At 68.5% G+C, this 16,988-nt stretch carries 14 protein-coding genes; 7 read left to right on the forward strand and 7 right to left on the reverse strand.

Features of this window, described 5'->3' with window-relative positions:
• Window positions 1-179 precede the first annotated feature (179 nt).
• The 3 genes from WMF34_RS36730 to WMF34_RS36740 all read left to right on the forward strand — a co-directional run bounded on the left by WMF34_RS36730 (window position 180) and on the right by WMF34_RS36740 (window position 3,646).
• Window positions 180-875, forward strand: coding sequence for a TlpA disulfide reductase family protein (locus WMF34_RS36730; protein WP_231864446.1), 696 nt, complete (start codon window positions 180-182; stop codon window positions 873-875).
• Window positions 876-1,020: 145 nt separating this feature from the next.
• Window positions 1,021-1,545: a TlpA disulfide reductase family protein gene (locus WMF34_RS36735; RefSeq protein ID WP_157907169.1), complete on the forward strand. Its 525-nt coding sequence runs from the start codon at window positions 1,021-1,023 to the stop codon at window positions 1,543-1,545.
• An 88-nt stretch (window positions 1,546-1,633) separates the two neighbouring features.
• A complete protein-coding gene (locus WMF34_RS36740; RefSeq protein WP_437990737.1) occupies window positions 1,634-3,646 on the forward strand; it encodes a hypothetical protein in 2,013 nt (670 codons plus the stop codon).
• 36 nt (window positions 3,647-3,682) lie between these two features.
• On the opposite strand, the gene WMF34_RS36745 is transcribed toward WMF34_RS36740, so the two are convergent.
• Entirely contained in the window at window positions 3,683-5,005 is a 1,323-nt protein-coding gene (locus WMF34_RS36745) for a hypothetical protein (RefSeq protein WP_437990738.1), read from the reverse strand.
• A gap of 95 nt (window positions 5,006-5,100) precedes the next feature.
• Between WMF34_RS36745 and WMF34_RS36750 the strand changes: the two genes are divergently transcribed.
• Window positions 5,101-6,090, forward strand: a complete 990-nt coding sequence (locus WMF34_RS36750; protein WP_012239845.1) for a diacylglycerol kinase family protein — start codon at window positions 5,101-5,103, stop codon at window positions 6,088-6,090.
• Between the two features lie 208 nt (window positions 6,091-6,298).
• A complete protein-coding gene (locus tag WMF34_RS36755; protein ID WP_044966691.1) occupies window positions 6,299-7,183 on the forward strand; it encodes an acyl-CoA desaturase in 885 nt (294 codons plus the stop codon).
• A 291-nt stretch (window positions 7,184-7,474) separates the two neighbouring features.
• On the opposite strand, the gene WMF34_RS36760 is transcribed toward WMF34_RS36755, so the two are convergent.
• Window positions 7,475-9,160, reverse strand: coding sequence for a CTP synthase (locus WMF34_RS36760; protein WP_012239847.1), 1,686 nt, complete (start codon window positions 9,158-9,160; stop codon window positions 7,475-7,477).
• A gap of 475 nt (window positions 9,161-9,635) precedes the next feature.
• Here WMF34_RS36760 and WMF34_RS36765 point away from each other — a divergent pair, with 475 nt between their 5' ends.
• A complete protein-coding gene (locus WMF34_RS36765) occupies window positions 9,636-10,520 on the forward strand; it encodes a fumarylacetoacetate hydrolase family protein (protein ID WP_437990739.1) in 885 nt (294 codons plus the stop codon).
• A gap of 37 nt (window positions 10,521-10,557) precedes the next feature.
• Here WMF34_RS36765 and WMF34_RS36770 read toward each other — a convergent pair whose 3' ends face one another.
• Both WMF34_RS36770 and WMF34_RS36775 read right to left on the reverse strand, forming a co-directional pair.
• On the reverse strand, window positions 10,558-11,040 hold the full coding sequence (locus tag WMF34_RS36770; protein ID WP_437990740.1) for a hypothetical protein: 483 nt from the start codon (window positions 11,038-11,040) through the stop codon (window positions 10,558-10,560).
• Entirely contained in the window at window positions 11,037-11,570 is a 534-nt protein-coding gene (locus WMF34_RS36775) for a hypothetical protein (protein ID WP_157907170.1), read from the reverse strand. The genes WMF34_RS36770 and WMF34_RS36775 overlap by 4 nt, the downstream gene beginning before the upstream one ends.
• Window positions 11,571-11,747: 177 nt before the next feature.
• On the opposite strand from WMF34_RS36775, the gene dacB reads away from it, so the two are divergent.
• A complete protein-coding gene (dacB, locus tag WMF34_RS36780) occupies window positions 11,748-13,322 on the forward strand; it encodes a D-alanyl-D-alanine carboxypeptidase/D-alanyl-D-alanine endopeptidase (protein ID WP_437990741.1) in 1,575 nt (524 codons plus the stop codon).
• Between the two features lie 163 nt (window positions 13,323-13,485).
• Here dacB and WMF34_RS36785 read toward each other — a convergent pair whose 3' ends face one another.
• From WMF34_RS36785 to rpmI, 3 genes are all read right to left on the reverse strand, one after another.
• Complete coding sequence (locus WMF34_RS36785) at window positions 13,486-15,354, reverse strand: sigma-70 family RNA polymerase sigma factor (RefSeq protein WP_437990742.1); 1,869 nt, start codon at window positions 15,352-15,354, stop codon at window positions 13,486-13,488.
• Window positions 15,355-16,390: 1,036 nt separating this feature from the next.
• A complete protein-coding gene (gene rplT / locus WMF34_RS36790; RefSeq protein ID WP_012239853.1) occupies window positions 16,391-16,750 on the reverse strand; it encodes a 50S ribosomal protein L20 in 360 nt (119 codons plus the stop codon).
• Window positions 16,751-16,776: 26 nt separating this feature from the next.
• Window positions 16,777-16,974, reverse strand: coding sequence for a 50S ribosomal protein L35 (rpmI, locus tag WMF34_RS36795; RefSeq protein WP_012239854.1), 198 nt, complete (start codon window positions 16,972-16,974; stop codon window positions 16,777-16,779).
• Window positions 16,975-16,988: the final 14 nt, after the last annotated feature.

The raw sequence follows: 16,988 nt of genomic DNA on the forward strand, positions 1-16,988 counted from the left end.
CTGCTGCATAGGACCTCAGCGCGGGAAACACCCGCGGATCGGGGCAGGCACGGCGGGCCTGGCCGGAGATTGCGGAAACGCGCTCCCGAGCGAAGCGGCGACGCCAAGGTTGCCCTTGACGCCCCCCGTGCCGCCCAGAAGAATGAGCACTCCTACACCATACTTCAGGCGGTGGCATCATGCGAATCGACGCGGTTCTCGGTGGGATGGGCCTTTTCGTCGTGGCGGCTCTAGGGCTCGTCGGCTGCGCAGAGGATCCCATTCCTGCTCCTCCTTTTCCCGAGGGGACGGGTCAAGCTGCGAACGCGCGATATCCGGCTGGGCCGTATGGGGTGAGCCTCCACCGGGTGATCGCGAACTATCAGTTCGTCGGGTACGCCAACGCCGCCGAACACAACGACACGATGCAGCCGATTCAGCTCGCCGATTTCTACAACCCGACCGGGACGGAGGTCTTTCCGGAAGGCTCGCTTTACGGCGCGGGAGAGCCGAAGCCGAAGGTGCTGCTGATCGACGTCTCGTCCGTATGGTGCGGCCCCTGCAAAATCGAGGCAGAGTCCGTCCTGCCCGAGCTCTACAAGAAGTATCAACCCCAGGGCGGCGAGTTCCTTGTTCAGCTCGCAGACGGAAGGACCCCGGGCGAGGCGGCGGTCCCGAACGACCTGTACCGCTGGACGACCCGGTACGACGTGCAGTACCCGTCGGCGATCGACCCTTCGTACAAGCTCGGCGCGCTTTTCCAGGCCGACGCGTTCCCGGCAAACATGATCGTCAGGACGCAGGACATGACGATCATGGAGATCGTCGCTGGCGTGCCCGAGGCAAACAGCAATTTCTGGCGAACCTTTGAGAAGATCATGAACGGCGAGCTCTGAGCGAGCTTCGCCGTGGGCGCGTCGTCGAACCACCGGTCGGCGCGCGTGTAGGGAGAATTTGCCAGGGCGCCGCAGAGGGCGCCCGCGACGTTGAGCCCTCATGCCGGTCGGCCGCTCAGGCCGGCCCCTTCGCGACGGAAACCCAATGAACCGAAAAACCCGCTGCGCGCTCTCGCTGGCGTCCATTGTCCTCGGCCTCGCCGCCGCCTCGTGCGGAGCGGCCTCAGGCGGCTCATCGGCGAGCCCGGCCCCGGATTTCTCGCTCCCCGCCCTCGACGGCAAGACGGTCAGGCTCTCGGACTATGCCGGCAAGAGCGTGGTGCTCATCGACTTCTGGTCGACCACCTGCGATCCGTGCCTGGCGGAGATGCCCCACCTCGTCGAGCTCTACAAGAAGCACAGGGACAAGGGGTTCGTCGTGCTCGCCGTGTCGCTCGACGGACCGGAGTCGCGGGCGCAGGTGAGCAGCACGGTCCACGACAGGGAGATGATCTTCCCTGTGCTCCTCGACGAGGAGACGACCGTGGCCGCCAGGTACAATCCGAAGCGCGAGCTTCCGTTCTCCGTGCTCATCGGCCGAGACGGCTCGATTCTTCACAAGCGCGGCGGGTACCAGCCCGGCGACGAGGCGGCGCTCACCGAGCAGGTCGAGAAGGCGCTTGGCCTGTAGCGCCGGGGCGGCCGTCCGGCGCGCCTTCTCGGCGCGATCGACGGCTCGCCCGCTCCACGGCGGCGAGGTCCATGGTAGAGATCGGGCGGTGCGCAGCCCGCTCCGCCTCGTCCGTTCCTGCCTGACAGCGACGCTCCTCCTCGCGGCCTCGCCGGCGGCGGCGGCCGATCTCCCGAACGTCGGCGGCGAACCGATCTCGCTCGATGTCGTGAACACCGCGGCCGTCAGCTACCACTTCGACAATCGCAACGACGATCGCCGCTATCCCTCGACCCATCTCGACGACAACTACGGAGAGATCGTCGATCGGCTCGACGCCCAGCTCAACTGGTGGCGCCTGCAGCTGGGTATGCGGCTCAACGGCTCTTTCTACGTGCCCAGGCCCTCGGCGACCGACATCGATCTGCAGCGGAAGGTCCTGAACAAGGAGGTCTCGTTCAAGCTGGACGACGCCGCGCGGGAGCTCCACTCCCGCTATTTGACGACGGTCTACCCGGCGAAGCTCTGGCTCACCTACACGCAACCGGGCATCGAGGCCACGGTCGGCGACTTCTACGCACAGCTCGGGCGCGGCCTCGTCTTCAGCGTGCGGAAGATGGACGAGCTGGCCATCGACACGACCGTGAGGGGCGGCAGGCTCGTGCTCGACAAGGATTTCCAGCTATTCAGGCTGGAGGCCACCGCCTTCGCCGGGCAGATGAACCCTCTGCGCGTCGACGACGCGAGCGGCAGGCGGCTCCACGGGGACGGGTCGCCGCTCTTCTTCGCCTTCCCTGGCGCGAGCGACCTGGCCACAATCGACTTCGACAAAAGCAACCGGCCTTACAACGCAATCGAGGGGGCCCGGGCGAACTACCTGGAGGACACCGTGCTCGGCGGACGCCTGGAGGCAAGCGTGAAGGGCGTCGAGCTCGCAGCGAACGGCGCGCTGTTGCTGCGCAAGTCAACCACCGAGGAGTTCAACCGATGCATGGCCGCGGCCCAGCTCATTGAGGACATCGATGTGCGCAGGGGGCAGGGACGCCTGTGCGCCGGTGAGTTCCCGGAGTTCGTCAACAACGCCCCCGAGCGGCAGCGCAACACGATCCGCACCTTCAGCGGCTCGGTGAGCATTCCGGCCATCGCGGAGCGCGGGGACGTCTACGTCGAGGTGGCCGGTCAGCAGCTCCGCAGCGGTCGCCCCGACCGGGATGGCGAGCCGGCAAAGGACCTATCCGGTTATGCGGTTTACCTGGCAGCGAACGGGCGCGGAGGTCCGCTCGCCGTCGCCCTCGAAGGGAAGCACTACCGTCGATTCTTCCCGCTCTCGGCCAACATCGACGTCTCTCCGCTGTCGAACCCGGGGTTCAATGCGCCGGAGTTCGCAGGCGTGGCGTACAACCAGCCTCCGACGGCGGAGCCCATCTACGTCGAGCCGATCGGGAGCCCCAATGTCTGCGTGACCGGCGGTCGCGCCCGCGTCGACTACCGCTTCAACCGGAGCGCGGCGATCTATGCCTGGCTCGGCCGCTATGTGAGCTTCTCCGAGCGCAAGGCGAATGAAGGGTGCGAGACGGACGACTCTTTCAGGACCGACACCTGGGATACCGCGGCAGGCACCGAGGTCGACTTCGACGGCCGCCGCTCGCACGTGCGCGCCTGGGCTGGAGTTCGGCAATCCGATGCGGCCGACACCGGCGACGTGTTCTACAGCGAAGGCTACGTCCGGTACGACATCGTGAAGCACCTCGCCGGCGCGTTCTCCCTCCAGGCACAGGGCAACAGCCGCCGCCGTTACAGGCCAGAGAACTTCGAATCGTCCTGGGTCGAAGGGGACAACTACGTCGCGCTCCAGTGGTCCCCCCATCTCGCTGTGATCTTCGGCTACGAGTACACGAATGCGCTTGGGTGTGCGCCGGGCAAGAGCGGCGAGCTCTGCCATTACTTCAACGGGGGACTTCAGTGGAAAGCCGGGTCGAGGGAGACAGTGCTCGACCAGGTCGTCGACACGGTGCAGCTCTTCGTCGGGCAGCGGCGCGCGGGCCTGCGCTGCGTTTCGGGCGTGTGCCGGAACTTCCCTCCGTTCGAGGGGGCGCGGCTCGAGCTCGTCTCCAGGTTCTGAGCGACCGGGCCACCTCGGGCGCCGCCTCGGCAACGCTCAGAACGCCTCGAGGATGGCGCAGGCCACCGACGTCCTGACCTGGGGCTCGGCGTCGGCGAGGAGCGATGCGGCGCGCGGGATCTCGCCGAGCGCGACCAAGCCCGCCCCCGCCGCCTCGCGCACCGGGATCTCGCGGGATCGGACGTCGCGCTCCAGCAGCGGCACGACCGCGCGGATCCCTGCACGTGCGAGGACTCCCCGCGCGAGCACCGCGCGCGTCGACGTCCCCGCGGCGAGCTTCATCAGCCAAGCGACGGCCGCGGAGCGCTCGCGCGCCGTGACGTCCCGCGGCGCGGCGTCGGCGTGGCGGCTATGGACGGCGAAGACCACGGCCTCATCCGGATCGCCCTGCGCCTCGATGAGCGCAGATCGCACCGCCGGGTCCTGGAGCGGCGCGGAGAGGATGGCGTAGACGCGATCCCGGCTCTGGCTGGAGTGGATGGAGCCGATGAGGACGGAGATCGCTTCGCCGGCGCCCTCGCCTCCCGCGCGGACCAGCGCGCGCGCGGCGGCGATCGCGGGCGCGCCGCGCTGGGTGGAGATCGCCCAGCGCAGCTGCGCGCGTCCGCCGCCGTCCAGCGCGCGCGGCGTCGCCCACGCCTCGGCGATCGCCTCGCGCCCGGGTTCATCCGAGAGGGTCCAGACGTCGCGCAGCGCCAGCACGATGTCCTGACCGCCGAGCGCCCCGGCGGCGCGGATCGCGAGCGTCCGCGCGAGCGGGTAAGGATCGAGCCGCGCCGCCTCGAGCAGCGCTTCCCGATCGCTCGGGTCTGCGGCGGCGGCGGCGGCGCGAAGCGCCGAGACGCGGACCTCCTGATCTCCGTCGAGCATCCGCGAGCGGCGCACCGCGCCGTCCTCGGCTGTGACGAGCGCCCGCGCCTCCAGCGCGCGGAGCGCCGTGTCCTTGCCGGGGTATCGCCCCGCCGCCGCGTCGCTTGCGTACCGCTTCACGCTCTCCGGGTCGGTGAGCCCCGCCTCGAGGAGGATCATCGCCGCGGCGGTCGCGATCGCGTCCGAGCCCGCGGCGCGCTCGGCGAGCGCGTCCTCCAGCGCGCGCGCGCATGTCCGGAGCTCGCGCAGCCGATCGGCCCCCGATGGCGGCGTCGCGCGCGCGATCTCCCCCTGCGCGACCGCGCGGGCGATCGCTCGTGCGTCGTCGCTGTCCAGCGTGCCGCGGCGAAGCTCGTCGCTCAACGTGCGGCGCAGCTCGTCGAACCTGCCCGCCTCGGCTGCGCGTAGGGAGGCCGAGCTCGCGCAGCCGGTGACGGCTGCGAACGAGAGGAGGCCGGCGAGGATCGACCGTGAGAGCACGCGGCGCATGACGCGCCTCTTACCGCGCCGAAGTTCGCGTTCGAAGCCCCTTCGGCTCGACCACCCGGGGAATCCGTTTTATAGGGCGGTCACGCTCCGGCACCATGCGTATCGACGTCATCGTCAACACCACGGCGCGCCGGTACCGGGCGAGGCCGTCGCTCATCGACGCCATGGCGGCCGCGTGCGCTGGCGCGGCGGAGCTCCACCCGACCTCGAACATCGCGGAGCTCGCGGAGGTCTGCGAGCGGCTCGCCCAGCGAGGCACGGATCTCGTCGCGCTCTCGGGCGGCGACGGCAGCTTCATGGCCGGCGTCACGGCCCTCGCGCGCGCCTTCGGCGAGCGCTCGCTGCCGCCGCTTGTCCTGCTGCCAGGCGGCACCGTGGCGACCGTCGCGCGGAACTGGGGCATGACCGGCGATCCGGCTGCGCTCCTCGCGCGGACGGTCAGCGAGGTTCGCGGCCTCCCGAGCGGCGCGGCCATCCCGAGCGCCGTCCGCCGGCCCACCTTGCGCGTCTGTGCGACGACCCGCAGCGGCGTCGAGGAGCGCATCGGCTTCATCTTCGGCACCGGGCTCGTGGCCAGCTTCTTCGATGTCTACTACGAGCGCGGAGGCGACGGCTACGGCGCCGCCGCGCGCATCGTGGCGCGGGTGTTCGTCGAGTCCTTCTACGGCGGCGCCTACGCGCGCCGCGTCCTCGACCCGCTGCCCTGCACGATCGACGTCGAGGGGCGGCGGCTCGCCCCACGCGCCTGGTCGCTCATCTGCTCGTCTGCAGTGCGTGACCTCGGGATCCACATGCTGGTCACCTACCGGGCAGGGGAGGATCTCGATCGCCCTCACCTCGTCGCCAGCGCCCTGCCTCCTCGAGAGCTCGGGCCGCGCGCTCCGCTCGTCCTCGCGGGCCGCCGGATCGGCGGCACGGACCACTTCGACGACCTCGTCCAAGACTTCACGGTCCGGTTCGGCGCCGAGGCCAGCGCGACCTCGCTCGGGGACGGCCCCTACATCCTCGACGGCGATCCCCTTCGAGCCAGCGAGATCCGGGTCTCCGCCGGGCCAGCCATCGACGTCCTCTCCCTGCTCCCCTGAGATCGCGCGCTCGCCGACGCCCTGCGCCGATCGGTCGGCGAGCCGGCTGCTGCATCGCATGACGGAATCATGACCGGCGTCGTGAGCCCCAGTGACGGGCGTGCTCGATGCTCCATCCACCTTGGAACCCATGACGCAAGCGCCTGCATCGAGCCCTACACGGGTCGTCGTACCGAAACCTGGCCCCAGCCTCAGCCAGATCTTCAACGTGCTGGGGATCGCTGCGATCCACGTCGGCACCGTGGTCGCCATCGTCCGAGGTGCGACATGGAAGCTCGCGGCGCTCGCCGCGGCGACCTACCTCGTCCGGATGTTCGCGATCACGGCGGTCTACCACCGGTACTTCTCGCACCGTAGCTACAAGACCAGCCGCGGCCTGCAATTCCTGCTCGCGCTGCTCGGCACCACGGCGACGCAGAAGGGCCCGCTGTGGTGGGGGGGGACGCACCGCGTCCACCACAAGTACTCGGACACCGAGCGCGACGTCCACAGCCCGCTCCGCAAGGGGTTCTGGTACGCGCACATGGGTTGGTGGCTCGGCCGCGAGCACGAGGAGCTGGACCTGAAGCGCATCCCTGACTTCGCGGGTTTCCCTGAGCTCCGCTGGCTGGACCGCTACCACGCGGTCGGGCCGATCGGCATGATCGCGCTGCTCTTGGCGGTGGGCGGCTACGACGCGTTCCTGTGGGGCTATGTCGTGTCGACGTGCGCGCTCATGCACGGCACGTTCACGATCAACTCCCTCGCGCACGTGTTTGGCTCGCGGCGCTACGCGACGACCGACACGAGCCGCAACAACTTCTGGCTCGCGCTGATCACCCTCGGCGAGGGCTGGCACAACAACCACCACCACTACATGAGCAGCGCGAACCAGGGCTTCTTCTGGTGGGAGATCGACGTCAGCTTCTACATCCTGCGCGCGATGGAGAAGCTCGGCCTGATCTGGGAGCTCAGGACCGCGCCGGCGCACGTGCTGCAGCGGAACCTGATCAAGGAGGTGGGCGAGCGTTCGCCGCTCCTCGCCCCTCAGGCCACGAACGCCGAGCCCCTCGATGCCCCGCCGCTGGGCCGGCCGAGCCTCGGCGACGTCTGATCGCGCGCGGCGTTCGTCATCGATGATCTGCGGACGGAGGCTGCAGGGCCGCCTTCGCCCGCAAGAGCTCGCGACAAAACCCTCGACGACCATCGCAGCGCCGCCCGTCTCGCCGTCGATGCGGCGGCCAGAGCCCCTCGGGAGCTCTGGCATGGACCGCTAGAGCGCGGGCGCCTCTTCGGCGTGCTGCGCGCTCATCCGCGTCGTTCGGCTCGTTGCGGCGCAGCTTCGTACGCCTCACTCGCCTGCCTAGCGACTGAGCCCGTGGCGCACGAACCTGTGCACCCCGCTCTAGTTGACGGACGAGGCAGCTTGCTGGGTGTGGGCGGCGGCAGAATCGCCGGGCTTCGGCTTCTCGGCCTTGTTGCGCTCGCGTTGGCGCTCCAGACCGGCGCGCACGAAGCGCGCGAAGAGCGGGTGCGCGCCATGGGGGCGGCTCTTGAACTCGGGATGGAACTGACAGCCCACGAAGTACGGGTGCTCGCGCAGCTCGATCATCTCGACGAGGCGCTGGTCGGGCGACGTCCCGGAGAGCACGAGCCCCTTCTGCACCATCGCCTCGCGGTACTTGTTCGACACCTCGTACCGATGCCGGTGCCGCTCGCTGATGCTCGTCTGCCCGTACGCCTCCGCGGCGATCGAGCCCTTGTCCAGGACGCACGGGTACGCGCCGAGGCGCATCGTCCCGCCCTTCTCGACGACCCCCTTCTGGTCGGGCATCAGATCGATCACCGGGTCGGCCGCGTTGCGATCGAACTCCACGGAGTTGGCTCCCGTCATGCCGCAGACGTGGCGCGCGTACTCGACGACCGCGAGCTGCATGCCGAGACAGATCCCGAAGAACGGGATCTTCTCCTCGCGCGCGTAACGGATGGCTTCGATCTTCCCCTCGGTCCCGCGATCGCCGAAGCCGCCGGGCACGAGGATGGCGTCCAGGTTCGACAGCAGCTCGGCCGCGCCGCGCGCCTCGATCTGTTCGGAGTCGATGTACTCGAGCTCGACCCGCACGTCGTTGTGGAGCCCGCCGTGGACGAGCGCCTCGTGCAGCGACTTGTAGGAGTCGCGCAGGTGCACGTACTTGCCGACGACGCCGATCTTCACGATGCCGCGGGACGGCTTCTTGAATCGCTCGACGATGCGCTGCCACGGCGACAGGTCCGGCTGCCTCGCCCAGATGTTGAGCAGCTCCGTGATCTTCTCGTCGATCCCCTCGGCGTGGAGCACGAGGGGGAGCTCGTAGATGCAGTCGACGTCGACGGCCGCGATCACGCAGTCGACGGCGACGTTCGAGAAGAGGGAGATCTTCTCCTTCATGCTGCGCGGGAGCGGCCGATCGCAGCGGCAGAGGAGGATGTCCGGCTGAATGCCGATCTCGCGCATCTCCTTCACCGAGTGCTGGGTGGGCTTCGTCTTCAGCTCGCCCGCCGTCGCGATGAACGGCACCAGCGTGACGTGCACCGAGATCGCGTTCTGCGCGCCCGACTCCACCTTGAGCTGGCGGATCGCCTCGATGAACGGAAGCGACTCGATGTCACCCACGGTACCGCCGACCTCGACAATCGCGACGTCAGCCCCATCCGCAGCAGAACGGATGCGCAGCTTGATCTCGTCCGTGACGTGCGGGATCACCTGCACCGTCGCCCCGAGGTACTCGCCGCGGCGCTCCTTCGAGATGACCGCCTCGTAGACGCGGCCGGTGGTGAAGTTGTTCTGGCGGCTCATCCGGGCGAGCGTGAAGCGCTCGTAGTGCCCGAGATCGAGATCGGTCTCCGCTCCATCGTCTGTGACGAAGACCTCGCCGTGCTGGTAGGGGGACATCGTGCCGGGATCGACATTGATGTACGGGTCCAGCTTGAGGTGGGTGACCTTCAACCCACGGGACTCCATCAGCGCCCCGATCGAGGCCGCAGCCAGTCCCTTGCCGATCGACGATACGACTCCGCCTGTGACGAAGACGAATTTGGTCCGCTTGCTCATGACCCATCGCTCCGCTGCGCCGTGTGCGCGCCTGTAACCAGTCCCTCGAGCGGCGCTCCAAGGTGAGCGCCGCCAAGGGTCGGCTGTCCACGGCAAATACCTTGCCCGGCTTACAAGCCGCACGGCCCCGTCAGCAGGACCGAAGCCGGAGGAAACCCCGCGACGGGGAACCCCGTGCCGGCAACAGAACCTGACCTGCCGTACGAGCCCATCTGCAACCGGCAGGGACCCACGGCAAGCCTGCGCGACGTGATGCCGCTCTGAATCCGCCGGCATTCTAGGCCGCTCTCCCAGCGCGTCAATGCAAAGGACAATCCGATGTCCCAAGAAGGCTCGAGTCCCTCGGGATCGGACGCCGACCGCCGGCCGCAGGCGCAGGCGCTGGGGGCTCCGCCGGCCTGAGAGCGTCGGCGGACCGGGATGGTACGCTCCGCCGGCGCCCGGCGGGCCTGGTCACGCCATGAGAATCGCGCACGTGCTCCAGCTCGCGACGTCCACCCCGATCGTAGCGCTCGAACGGGACGGAGCGCTCTACGACGTCGCGGAGCTAGATCGCCACTTCGGGACGAAGCTCGCGGACATCCGCGGCGTGTCGGACTTTCACACGCGCGTGGTGGCGCTCCGTTGCGCCGGTCTTCACGCGCTGGATGATCGGCTGCTCAGCGGAGATCGTCCCGCGTCGGCGCACCTGCACCCAGCCACGATCGTGTGGCTGCCTCCCTGCGCCACCGACCGCGCGGCGTACATCCAGCTCGGCCCCTACGCGCACGGCGCCGAGCGCCCCTGGTACCGGTTCGGCAACAGCCGCGCGCTGCTTGGACACGCTGCCGAGATCCCCTTCCCCCCGCTCGAGGACGAGCCCGACTACGAGCTGAACCTCGCGGTGGTCCTCGGCGAGGATCTGCGGCGCGCCACCCCGGAGGAGGTGGAGCGCGCGATCGCCGGCTACACCGTGCTGAACGACTGGACCGCGCGCAGCCTGGAGGCGCGGTCGCTGGAGCGCGGGCTCCCACCGTCGGAGGCGAAGGACTTTGCAACGCAGCTCGGCCCGGTGCTCGTCACGCCCGACGAGCTCGGCACGGTCGAGGCGCTGCGGACCCAGGTCCGCGTCGACGCCGTGGCGCGTTCCTGTTCGCGCGTTGGCGAGTGGACCTTCTCGCTGGCGGAGTCCGTCGCGTACATCAGCAACCACGTCGAGCTGCGCGCGGGCGACGTGATCGGCGCGGGCCGCGTCCTCGGCGGGAGCGCTGCTCAGCGCGTACCGTACGGCGCCAGCGTCGAGCTGATGATCGAGCGCATCGGACGGATGACCGGCAAGCCCGTCTGCGGCCCCGCGCTGTTGCCATGGCGCCGCCGGTGAGCGGGCGTCGGCGCATCACCGCGCGGTTCTCGGTAGCTCAGAACGTGCCGACGACGCCGATGCCCATGCCGGTCGCGGTGATCACCGGGGTCGGCCGCACCGTCAGCGCCGCAGGGGTCGAAGGCTGCGCCGAGCGCGCCTCCGTGGTCATGAAGATCCCTTCGCCGACGAGACCCAGACCGGCGAGCTGCGCGAGCCCACCGATGGCGGTGAGCGCCCCGCGAACGTACAGCGTCGCTCCGCAGTCCGGATCGTCCGCGGCGCAGCCGTTCTTGGCGAGCGCGAGCCATGGACCAGCGATCGGGATCTTCAGCTCGCTCGCCCCAGGGACCTCTGGCCATGACGATGCAGCGAGGAACGCCGCGCCGTAGGCGAGCGCCGTCACGGCCACCCCGCCGACGATGACCTTCACGCGCGCCGAGGACGGCGGGTACCGCGGAGGCGCCGCCGGCTCCTCCGCGCCGGCGGAGGCAGCGGCCAACCCCAGCGCGGCGACGACGGCGATCGAGGCGAACTTCATGGCGTCTTCGTTCCGGAAGCTCCCGCGCCCGACTTCTTGGACGGCAGCTTCACGGTGTACGGGACCTCGAGCGGATCACCCTCGAACGGCAGCACGATCTCTCCGACGAAGGCGCGCTTCACGCAGGATTCGGCGGGCGTCCCTGCGAAGGGCGGCCCGACCAACACGTCGGTCACGCGTCCCTTCTGGCCGTCGAACACGACCTTGACCTCTCCCTCGCCCGTCGGCGCGTTGGGCACGACCTCGGCGCAGTTCGCCGCCTTGTCCCCTCCGCGTCGCAGGGCGATCTCCATCTGTTTCTTCTGATCGGGGTTGAGCCCGCCTCCGCTGTCCGCCGACGCGCCCGCCTCGGAGCCGGAGCTCCCCGCCTCAGCGCCGGAGCTCCCCGTCTCGGCGGGCGCGGCAACATCGGACGGTGCCTGATCGAAGTTGTAGTCTTCCCCTGCCTGCTTGGGCTTGGCGCCGGAGCATGCTGCAGCCGCGAGGATGATGAGCGGCAAGAGCGCGCGGGTCGAATGCTGCTGGGACACGGTGTCCTCCCTTCGAACAGAGCGTGAAGGAGCGTCTGCGCGCACCCTAGCAAGCTCTCCTTTCCGAGGACAACCCCGAGCGCACACGCGCGCACCGATGAGCGAAGCCGGGCTGCGACGACCGGTCGACCGGAGGAGGCGTCCGCGGTGGAGGCGGTGTAGAGGCGGAGACGTCTCATGCCTCGACATCCCCGCCGTACAGTCTCCGCGGTCGCGCTCGTGCTCTCGTCGCTCCTCGCCCGCCCCGGCGGCTCCCAGCCGCTCGACAACGGCGCCGCTCCCGCTGACCGCTCGACCCCCACGGCGAGGCCGACCCAGGGAGCCCCCGTCTCGCCGAGCGCGCCCCCAGCGCCCCTCGCGTCGCACGGACCTCGAAAAATCGACCCTGAGCGCGCTCGAGCGCAGGTCGAGACGCTCGTTACCGACGTGCGCCGCCTGGGCGGACGGGTCGGCGTGCTCGCCCTCGACGTCGCCAGCGGCGCGACGCTCGCGGCCTTCGATCAGCGCGGCCTGTACAACCCTGCATCCAACGCGAAGCTCTTCACGGCGGCCGCCGCGCTTCGCCTGCTCGGGCCGAGCTACCGCTACCTGACCGGCCTCTACGGGGACGCGTCGAACGGGACCGTCGCCGAGCTCGTGCTCCGGGGTTCGGGCGATCCCTCCCTCAGGACGCGTGATCTCTGGGAGATGGCGCGCGCCCTGAGGGCGTCCGGCGTCCGGAAGGTCGCGGCGATCGCGATCGACCAGGGCTACTTTGACACGCGCTACGTGCCTCCGGCCTTCGAACAGCAGCCGGAGGAATGGGCGGCCTTTCGCGCCCCGGTCGCGGCAGCCTCGCTGAACGCGAACGCCTTGCTCTTCACGGTGCGCCCGTCGAAGCCTGGGCAGGCTGCCTCCGTCGCGATCGATCCCCCGGGCTTCGCGGTGCTCCAGGGCACGGTGACCACCGCGAGGCGCGGCGCACCAGAGAAGCTCGGGGTCCGGCTCGAACCGAACGGCCAGCGCCTCGTCGCGCACCTCAGCGGGCACATCCCGGAGGGCGGCCGCGCGGTGAGCCTGGCGAGGCGCGTCGACGATCCCCGCCTGGTCGTAGCGTATGCGCTCAAGGAGATGCTGCTGGAGGTGGGCGTCGACGTCTCCGGCGAGCTGCGGCTCGGCGGTGAGCGCCAGAAGCGGCTCCTCGTGGCCCACCGCTCGGCGCCTCTCGGCGAGCTCCTCTCCGCCCTCGGGAAGGACAGCGACAACTTCTACGCGGAGACGATCTTCAAGACGCTCGCCGCAGAGAAGCGCGGGCGCCCCGGCACAGCCGAGGGTGCCGCGGAGGTGGTCGGCGAGACCCTCAGGGAGCTCGATGCGTTCGGACAAGACGTCGTCTTGAGGAACGGCTCGGGCTTGTTCGACGCCGCTCGCGCATCGCCGGAGGCCATCGTCCGGCTGCTGCGCGCCGCGCTTCTCGATCCGGCGCTCGGCGCAGATTTCACCGCGCAGCTCGCGATCGGCGGTGTCGACGGCACCTTGCGCAGCCGCTTCCGCGGGTGGTCGAAGGAGCGCGCCATCCGCGCCAAGACGGGAACGCTCGCCTCGGTAGTGGCCTTGTCTGGCTACATCCTCGCGCCCCCTGGTCGTCCCCCGATCGCCTTCGCCGTGCTCGCCTCCGACGTCCCAGGGAAGATCGACCCCGCACGAAGGGCCATCGACCACTTCGTCGAGTCGCTCGCCGACGAGCTCTGGAAGGACGCACGCACGCCGTGAGAGCGCGGTCCGTCTCGTGTCGGCCCGCTGGGCCGCGGTGAGCTCCGGCCCCGCTCGCCTCCGCGCGCCCCCCACGCAGCTGCGTGTTCGGGCGGCTCACGCAAAGCGGCCGCGCAGCATGACGCCGCGCGGCCGCTTCACCAACTCGTGCTGAGCTCGTCGCTCAGTAGTCGCGCATCTGCTTGCGGATCTTCCCGAGCGCCTGCTCCTGGAGCTGACGGATGCGCTCGCGCGACAGGTTGTACTTGTCGCCGATCTCCTTGAGCGTGAGCTCGTCCTCGTCGTCGAGGCCGAAGCGCCAGCGGATGATCCGCGACTCGATCGGCGTGAGCGTGGTCAGGAGACGCCGGACCTCGTCGCTCCACTTCCTGTTGGCCAGGTGATCGAACGGCGACAGCGCGTTCTCCTCCTGGAGGAAGTCGATGAACTTGCGTCCATCCTCGTCACCGACCGGACGATCGAGCGAGAAGGGCGTCTCCGCGTAGAAGTCCTTCACCTTGTCGAGCTTCTCGCGCGGAACCCCCGTCTCCTTCTCGAGCTCCTCGATGGTCGGCTCATGCCCCGTGCGCGCGATGATCGCCTGCGTCGCCCGCGCCACGCGGTTGTACGTATCGAGCATGTGGACCGGGATGCGGACAGCGCGGCCCTTGTCGGCCAAGGCGCGGCTGATCGCATGCCTGATCCACCACGATGCGTACGTCGAGAAGCGGTAGCCACGGCTGTGGTCGAAGCGCTCCACCGCCTTCATCAGGCCGATGTTGCCTTCCTGGATCAGATCGATGAGCGGCAGGCGCCCGCGGTTGTAGCGCCGCGCGATCGACACGACGAGCCGCAGGTTGGCCTTCACGAAGCGGTTCTTCGCGTCGTGCTGCGCCTGGAAGGATCGCTCGACCCGATCGAGGTAACGGCGGTAGGAGCCAGACATCGGGAGCCTCGGCCGCGTGGGGCGGGTCTCCTCGGGATCGCTCACATCGTCCTCGAAGTCGGGCTCGCGCACGAGATCGCGCGCGATGCCGAAGGCACGCGCCATCCAGAGGCGATCCGAGTCAGGCAGGCGGACAGCCGCAGCGAGCTCCTCGGAGAGCTGGGTCCACGGCTTCTCCTGCTCGGCGAGCAGCTTTCCCTTCTGCTTCTTCGCCAGGCGAACGAGCTTCTGCATCTCCGCGATCTGCGGAGCCTTCACCTCGTCCTCACCCGCCTTGGCGACATCCTCCTCGAGCGCGGTGAGGATGTACTCGGCCGCAGGCAGGTAGGAGAGCAGAGCCACCCAGTGCTCCACCTCCGTGCGCTCGACCGCCCGCGCGGTATCGAGCTCCTCGTCCGGCCCCATGACGGGGTGGAGCGCCATGTCGCGGAAATAGCGGGCGAGCATCGAGTCACCGCCCCCGTCCTCGACATCCTTCAGCTCCCGATCCTGGTTCCTCGCGCGCTCGGGCTGAGGCAGCCGATCGAGCGGCCCGAGGTCCAAATCGATGAAGTCGGCCGTCCGCTCCTCATCGAGGATCTCGGCCGGGCGGGGTCGCACAACCGTCTCCTCCGTCTGGTCGTCTTCCAGAAGGCCGAGCGCTGCGATTTCCGGCGTGGCCGTCCCACCCTGAGCGAGCGGGTCGCCCTTCACTACAGTGGCGTTGCTCTTGGTCGACCTCATGGCGGCTCCCTCCACGGTGGTAGCTCCTTGAAAGTGCGAGCGCGGCGACTGGTTGTCCCCGAAATCTTCGACCTCGGAGACCTCCAACTCGGTGGTCTGCGATGCCCCCCGCCGGGGAGCCGATGCGGTCTCGGCCCCCTGCGAGCTCTTGGATGCCGCGAGCCGCGCAGAGGCACCTACAGCAGAGGACTTGGCGTTTCTCCGCGCAGTTTCTGGACGGCGGGCGGTCGACGTGCTCATCTTGGTCTTTGTGTCGGCGTTCACTTCTAAACGGCTGACCTTGCGAGATTGAAATGTCTCGCCACCTTTTGACGGCAGGCGAGACGATTTCGTGCCAAACAGAGGGGAGGAGCTGACCGAAGGAGCCCCTGTTGAAACTGGCAACCGCTGGTGCTTTCTTTTGATTCCGGTCGAACTCTTCTCACCTGAGGCAGGTCTGCTCTTGCAGAACGATGCTCCTGCGCCAGTCCCCGGTAGCAGCCCAGCTCCAGAAGCAAAAACAGTGCCTTTTTTAGCGTGCGTTCCCGCTTCTCCTGTTTGAGAGCTCGGCCGGGGTGCGCTATGTAGAGCGGAAGGCGCTATCCATGTCCTGTCGAGCGAGACGTTTCGCTGCGACCGAGCCGAGCTGCATGGCTGGGTACGCTTTCGGGGACGCAACAACATCGGCAACCTGTTCTCCTTGGGGACACCTCGAGCTCGCCAGCGTTCCGCGGTTCGGTGGGTCCGCCCTCGCAGCACAGGCAAGGGAATTTCGCTGTCTTTTCCAGCGTGTAGGAACCCGCGCCTAGCCGCTGAGGCCGTTCTCTCAGTGAGCTTCGATGTTTCCTGAACCTGGGCCTCCCGATGGCAATGTCGAGCCCTCACCCGACGGACGAAGGCGGAGAAGGTTATTTTTCGCGACAGACCGCCTGGAAAGTTAGAAATTCCGGCCAACTGTTCAGTTTCAGCGGAATTCGTCGCTAAGTCTGTCCCCCGGGAGGGGACCGGGAGCACGCCTTAGGCCGGTCAGCCCTCGGCTGGGGATGCAGAGCCCCTTGAGAAACAACGAACGGTCGGCCAGCCGCCAACGGACTGAGCTGGGTCGGACTTTACCCTGATCGCACGATCATAGGGTGCCATCGGCGGTGCATAGCAGGTGCGCACGAAATGCACGCTGCGCATTTGCTCGGTGCCTAATTGCCTCACACTGCTGACGCTGATCAGCGTCAGCGACGTCAGCCGCACGTCCCTGCCCGAGGGATGCACCCGAGCTCTACGTCTGCGATGCAACCCAAGGGAGCGTTCGCAGCGGAGACGCGTCAAATATACGAAATATTAGGATAATCGGGCACTTGCGACGAGAGGGAGGCGTCCTTGGCCAATTTCGACCGCTCCGCATCGGGGTGGTCGAGCGGCGGGCTCAAGACCACCCCGCGGGCCGTTACTTCGCCGCGGCGGGCGAAGCGAGCTTCGCCACAGCGCCGAACGACGCAGGATCGTGGATCGCGATCTCCGAGAGGATCTTCCGATCGAGGGCGATGCCTGCCTTCTTGAGCCCACTGACGAGGCGGGAGTAAGTCGTACCGTTGAGGCGCGCGGCAGCGTTGATCCTGGTGATCCAGAGGCGACGGAAATCCCGCTTCTTGAGCTTACGGCTGATGTAGCCGTACTCCCAGGCGTGGCGGAGAACCTCGACCGCCTGGCGGAAGCGGTTCTTTCGGCCGAGGAAGTAGCCCTCGGTCTGGTTGAGGACACGGTTGCGACGGCGACGGGCCTTGAAGCCTCTCTTTACACGCGGCATCGGTAATTTACCTCACTGCTCCAGGGTCAGCCGTAGGGAAGAAGCAGCTTGACGCGCTTCTCCATCGCCGAATCGACCATGTCGTTCTTGCGGAGACGACGCAGCCGCTTCTTGCTCTTCTCCTGCATGCAGTGGTTGAGCCCGCCCTTGCTGCGGCGAATGCGGCCGGAGCCGGTCACCTTGAAGCGCTTGGCCGCGGCGCGGTTGGTCTTCATCTTCGGCATGATGCCCTCGATCC

The organism is Sorangium sp. So ce145 (genome assembly GCF_051525985.1).
Taxonomy (GTDB): domain Bacteria; phylum Myxococcota_A; class Polyangia; order Polyangiales; family Polyangiaceae; genus Sorangium; species Sorangium cellulosum_B.

Excerpts from the sequence above, each read along its gene's own strand:
- rpmI (WP_012239854.1), bottom strand. The coding sequence starts at position 16,974 with ATGCCGAAGATGAAGACCAACCGCGCCGCGGCCAAGCGCTTCAAGGTG.
- WMF34_RS36730 (WP_231864446.1), top strand. The coding sequence starts at position 180 with ATGCGAATCGACGCGGTTCTCGGTGGGATGGGCCTTTTCGTCGTGGCG.
- WMF34_RS36760 (WP_012239847.1), bottom strand. The coding sequence starts at position 9,160 with ATGAGCAAGCGGACCAAATTCGTCTTCGTCACAGGCGGAGTCGTATCG.
- WMF34_RS36750 (WP_012239845.1), top strand. The coding sequence starts at position 5,101 with ATGCGTATCGACGTCATCGTCAACACCACGGCGCGCCGGTACCGGGCG.
- dacB (WP_437990741.1), top strand. The coding sequence starts at position 11,748 with ATGCCTCGACATCCCCGCCGTACAGTCTCCGCGGTCGCGCTCGTGCTC.
- rplT (WP_012239853.1), bottom strand. The coding sequence starts at position 16,750 with ATGCCGCGTGTAAAGAGAGGCTTCAAGGCCCGTCGCCGTCGCAACCGT.
- WMF34_RS36770 (WP_437990740.1), bottom strand. The coding sequence starts at position 11,040 with ATGAAGTTCGCCTCGATCGCCGTCGTCGCCGCGCTGGGGTTGGCCGCT.
- WMF34_RS36735 (WP_157907169.1), top strand. The coding sequence starts at position 1,021 with ATGAACCGAAAAACCCGCTGCGCGCTCTCGCTGGCGTCCATTGTCCTC.
- WMF34_RS36745 (WP_437990738.1), bottom strand. The coding sequence starts at position 5,005 with ATGCGCCGCGTGCTCTCACGGTCGATCCTCGCCGGCCTCCTCTCGTTC.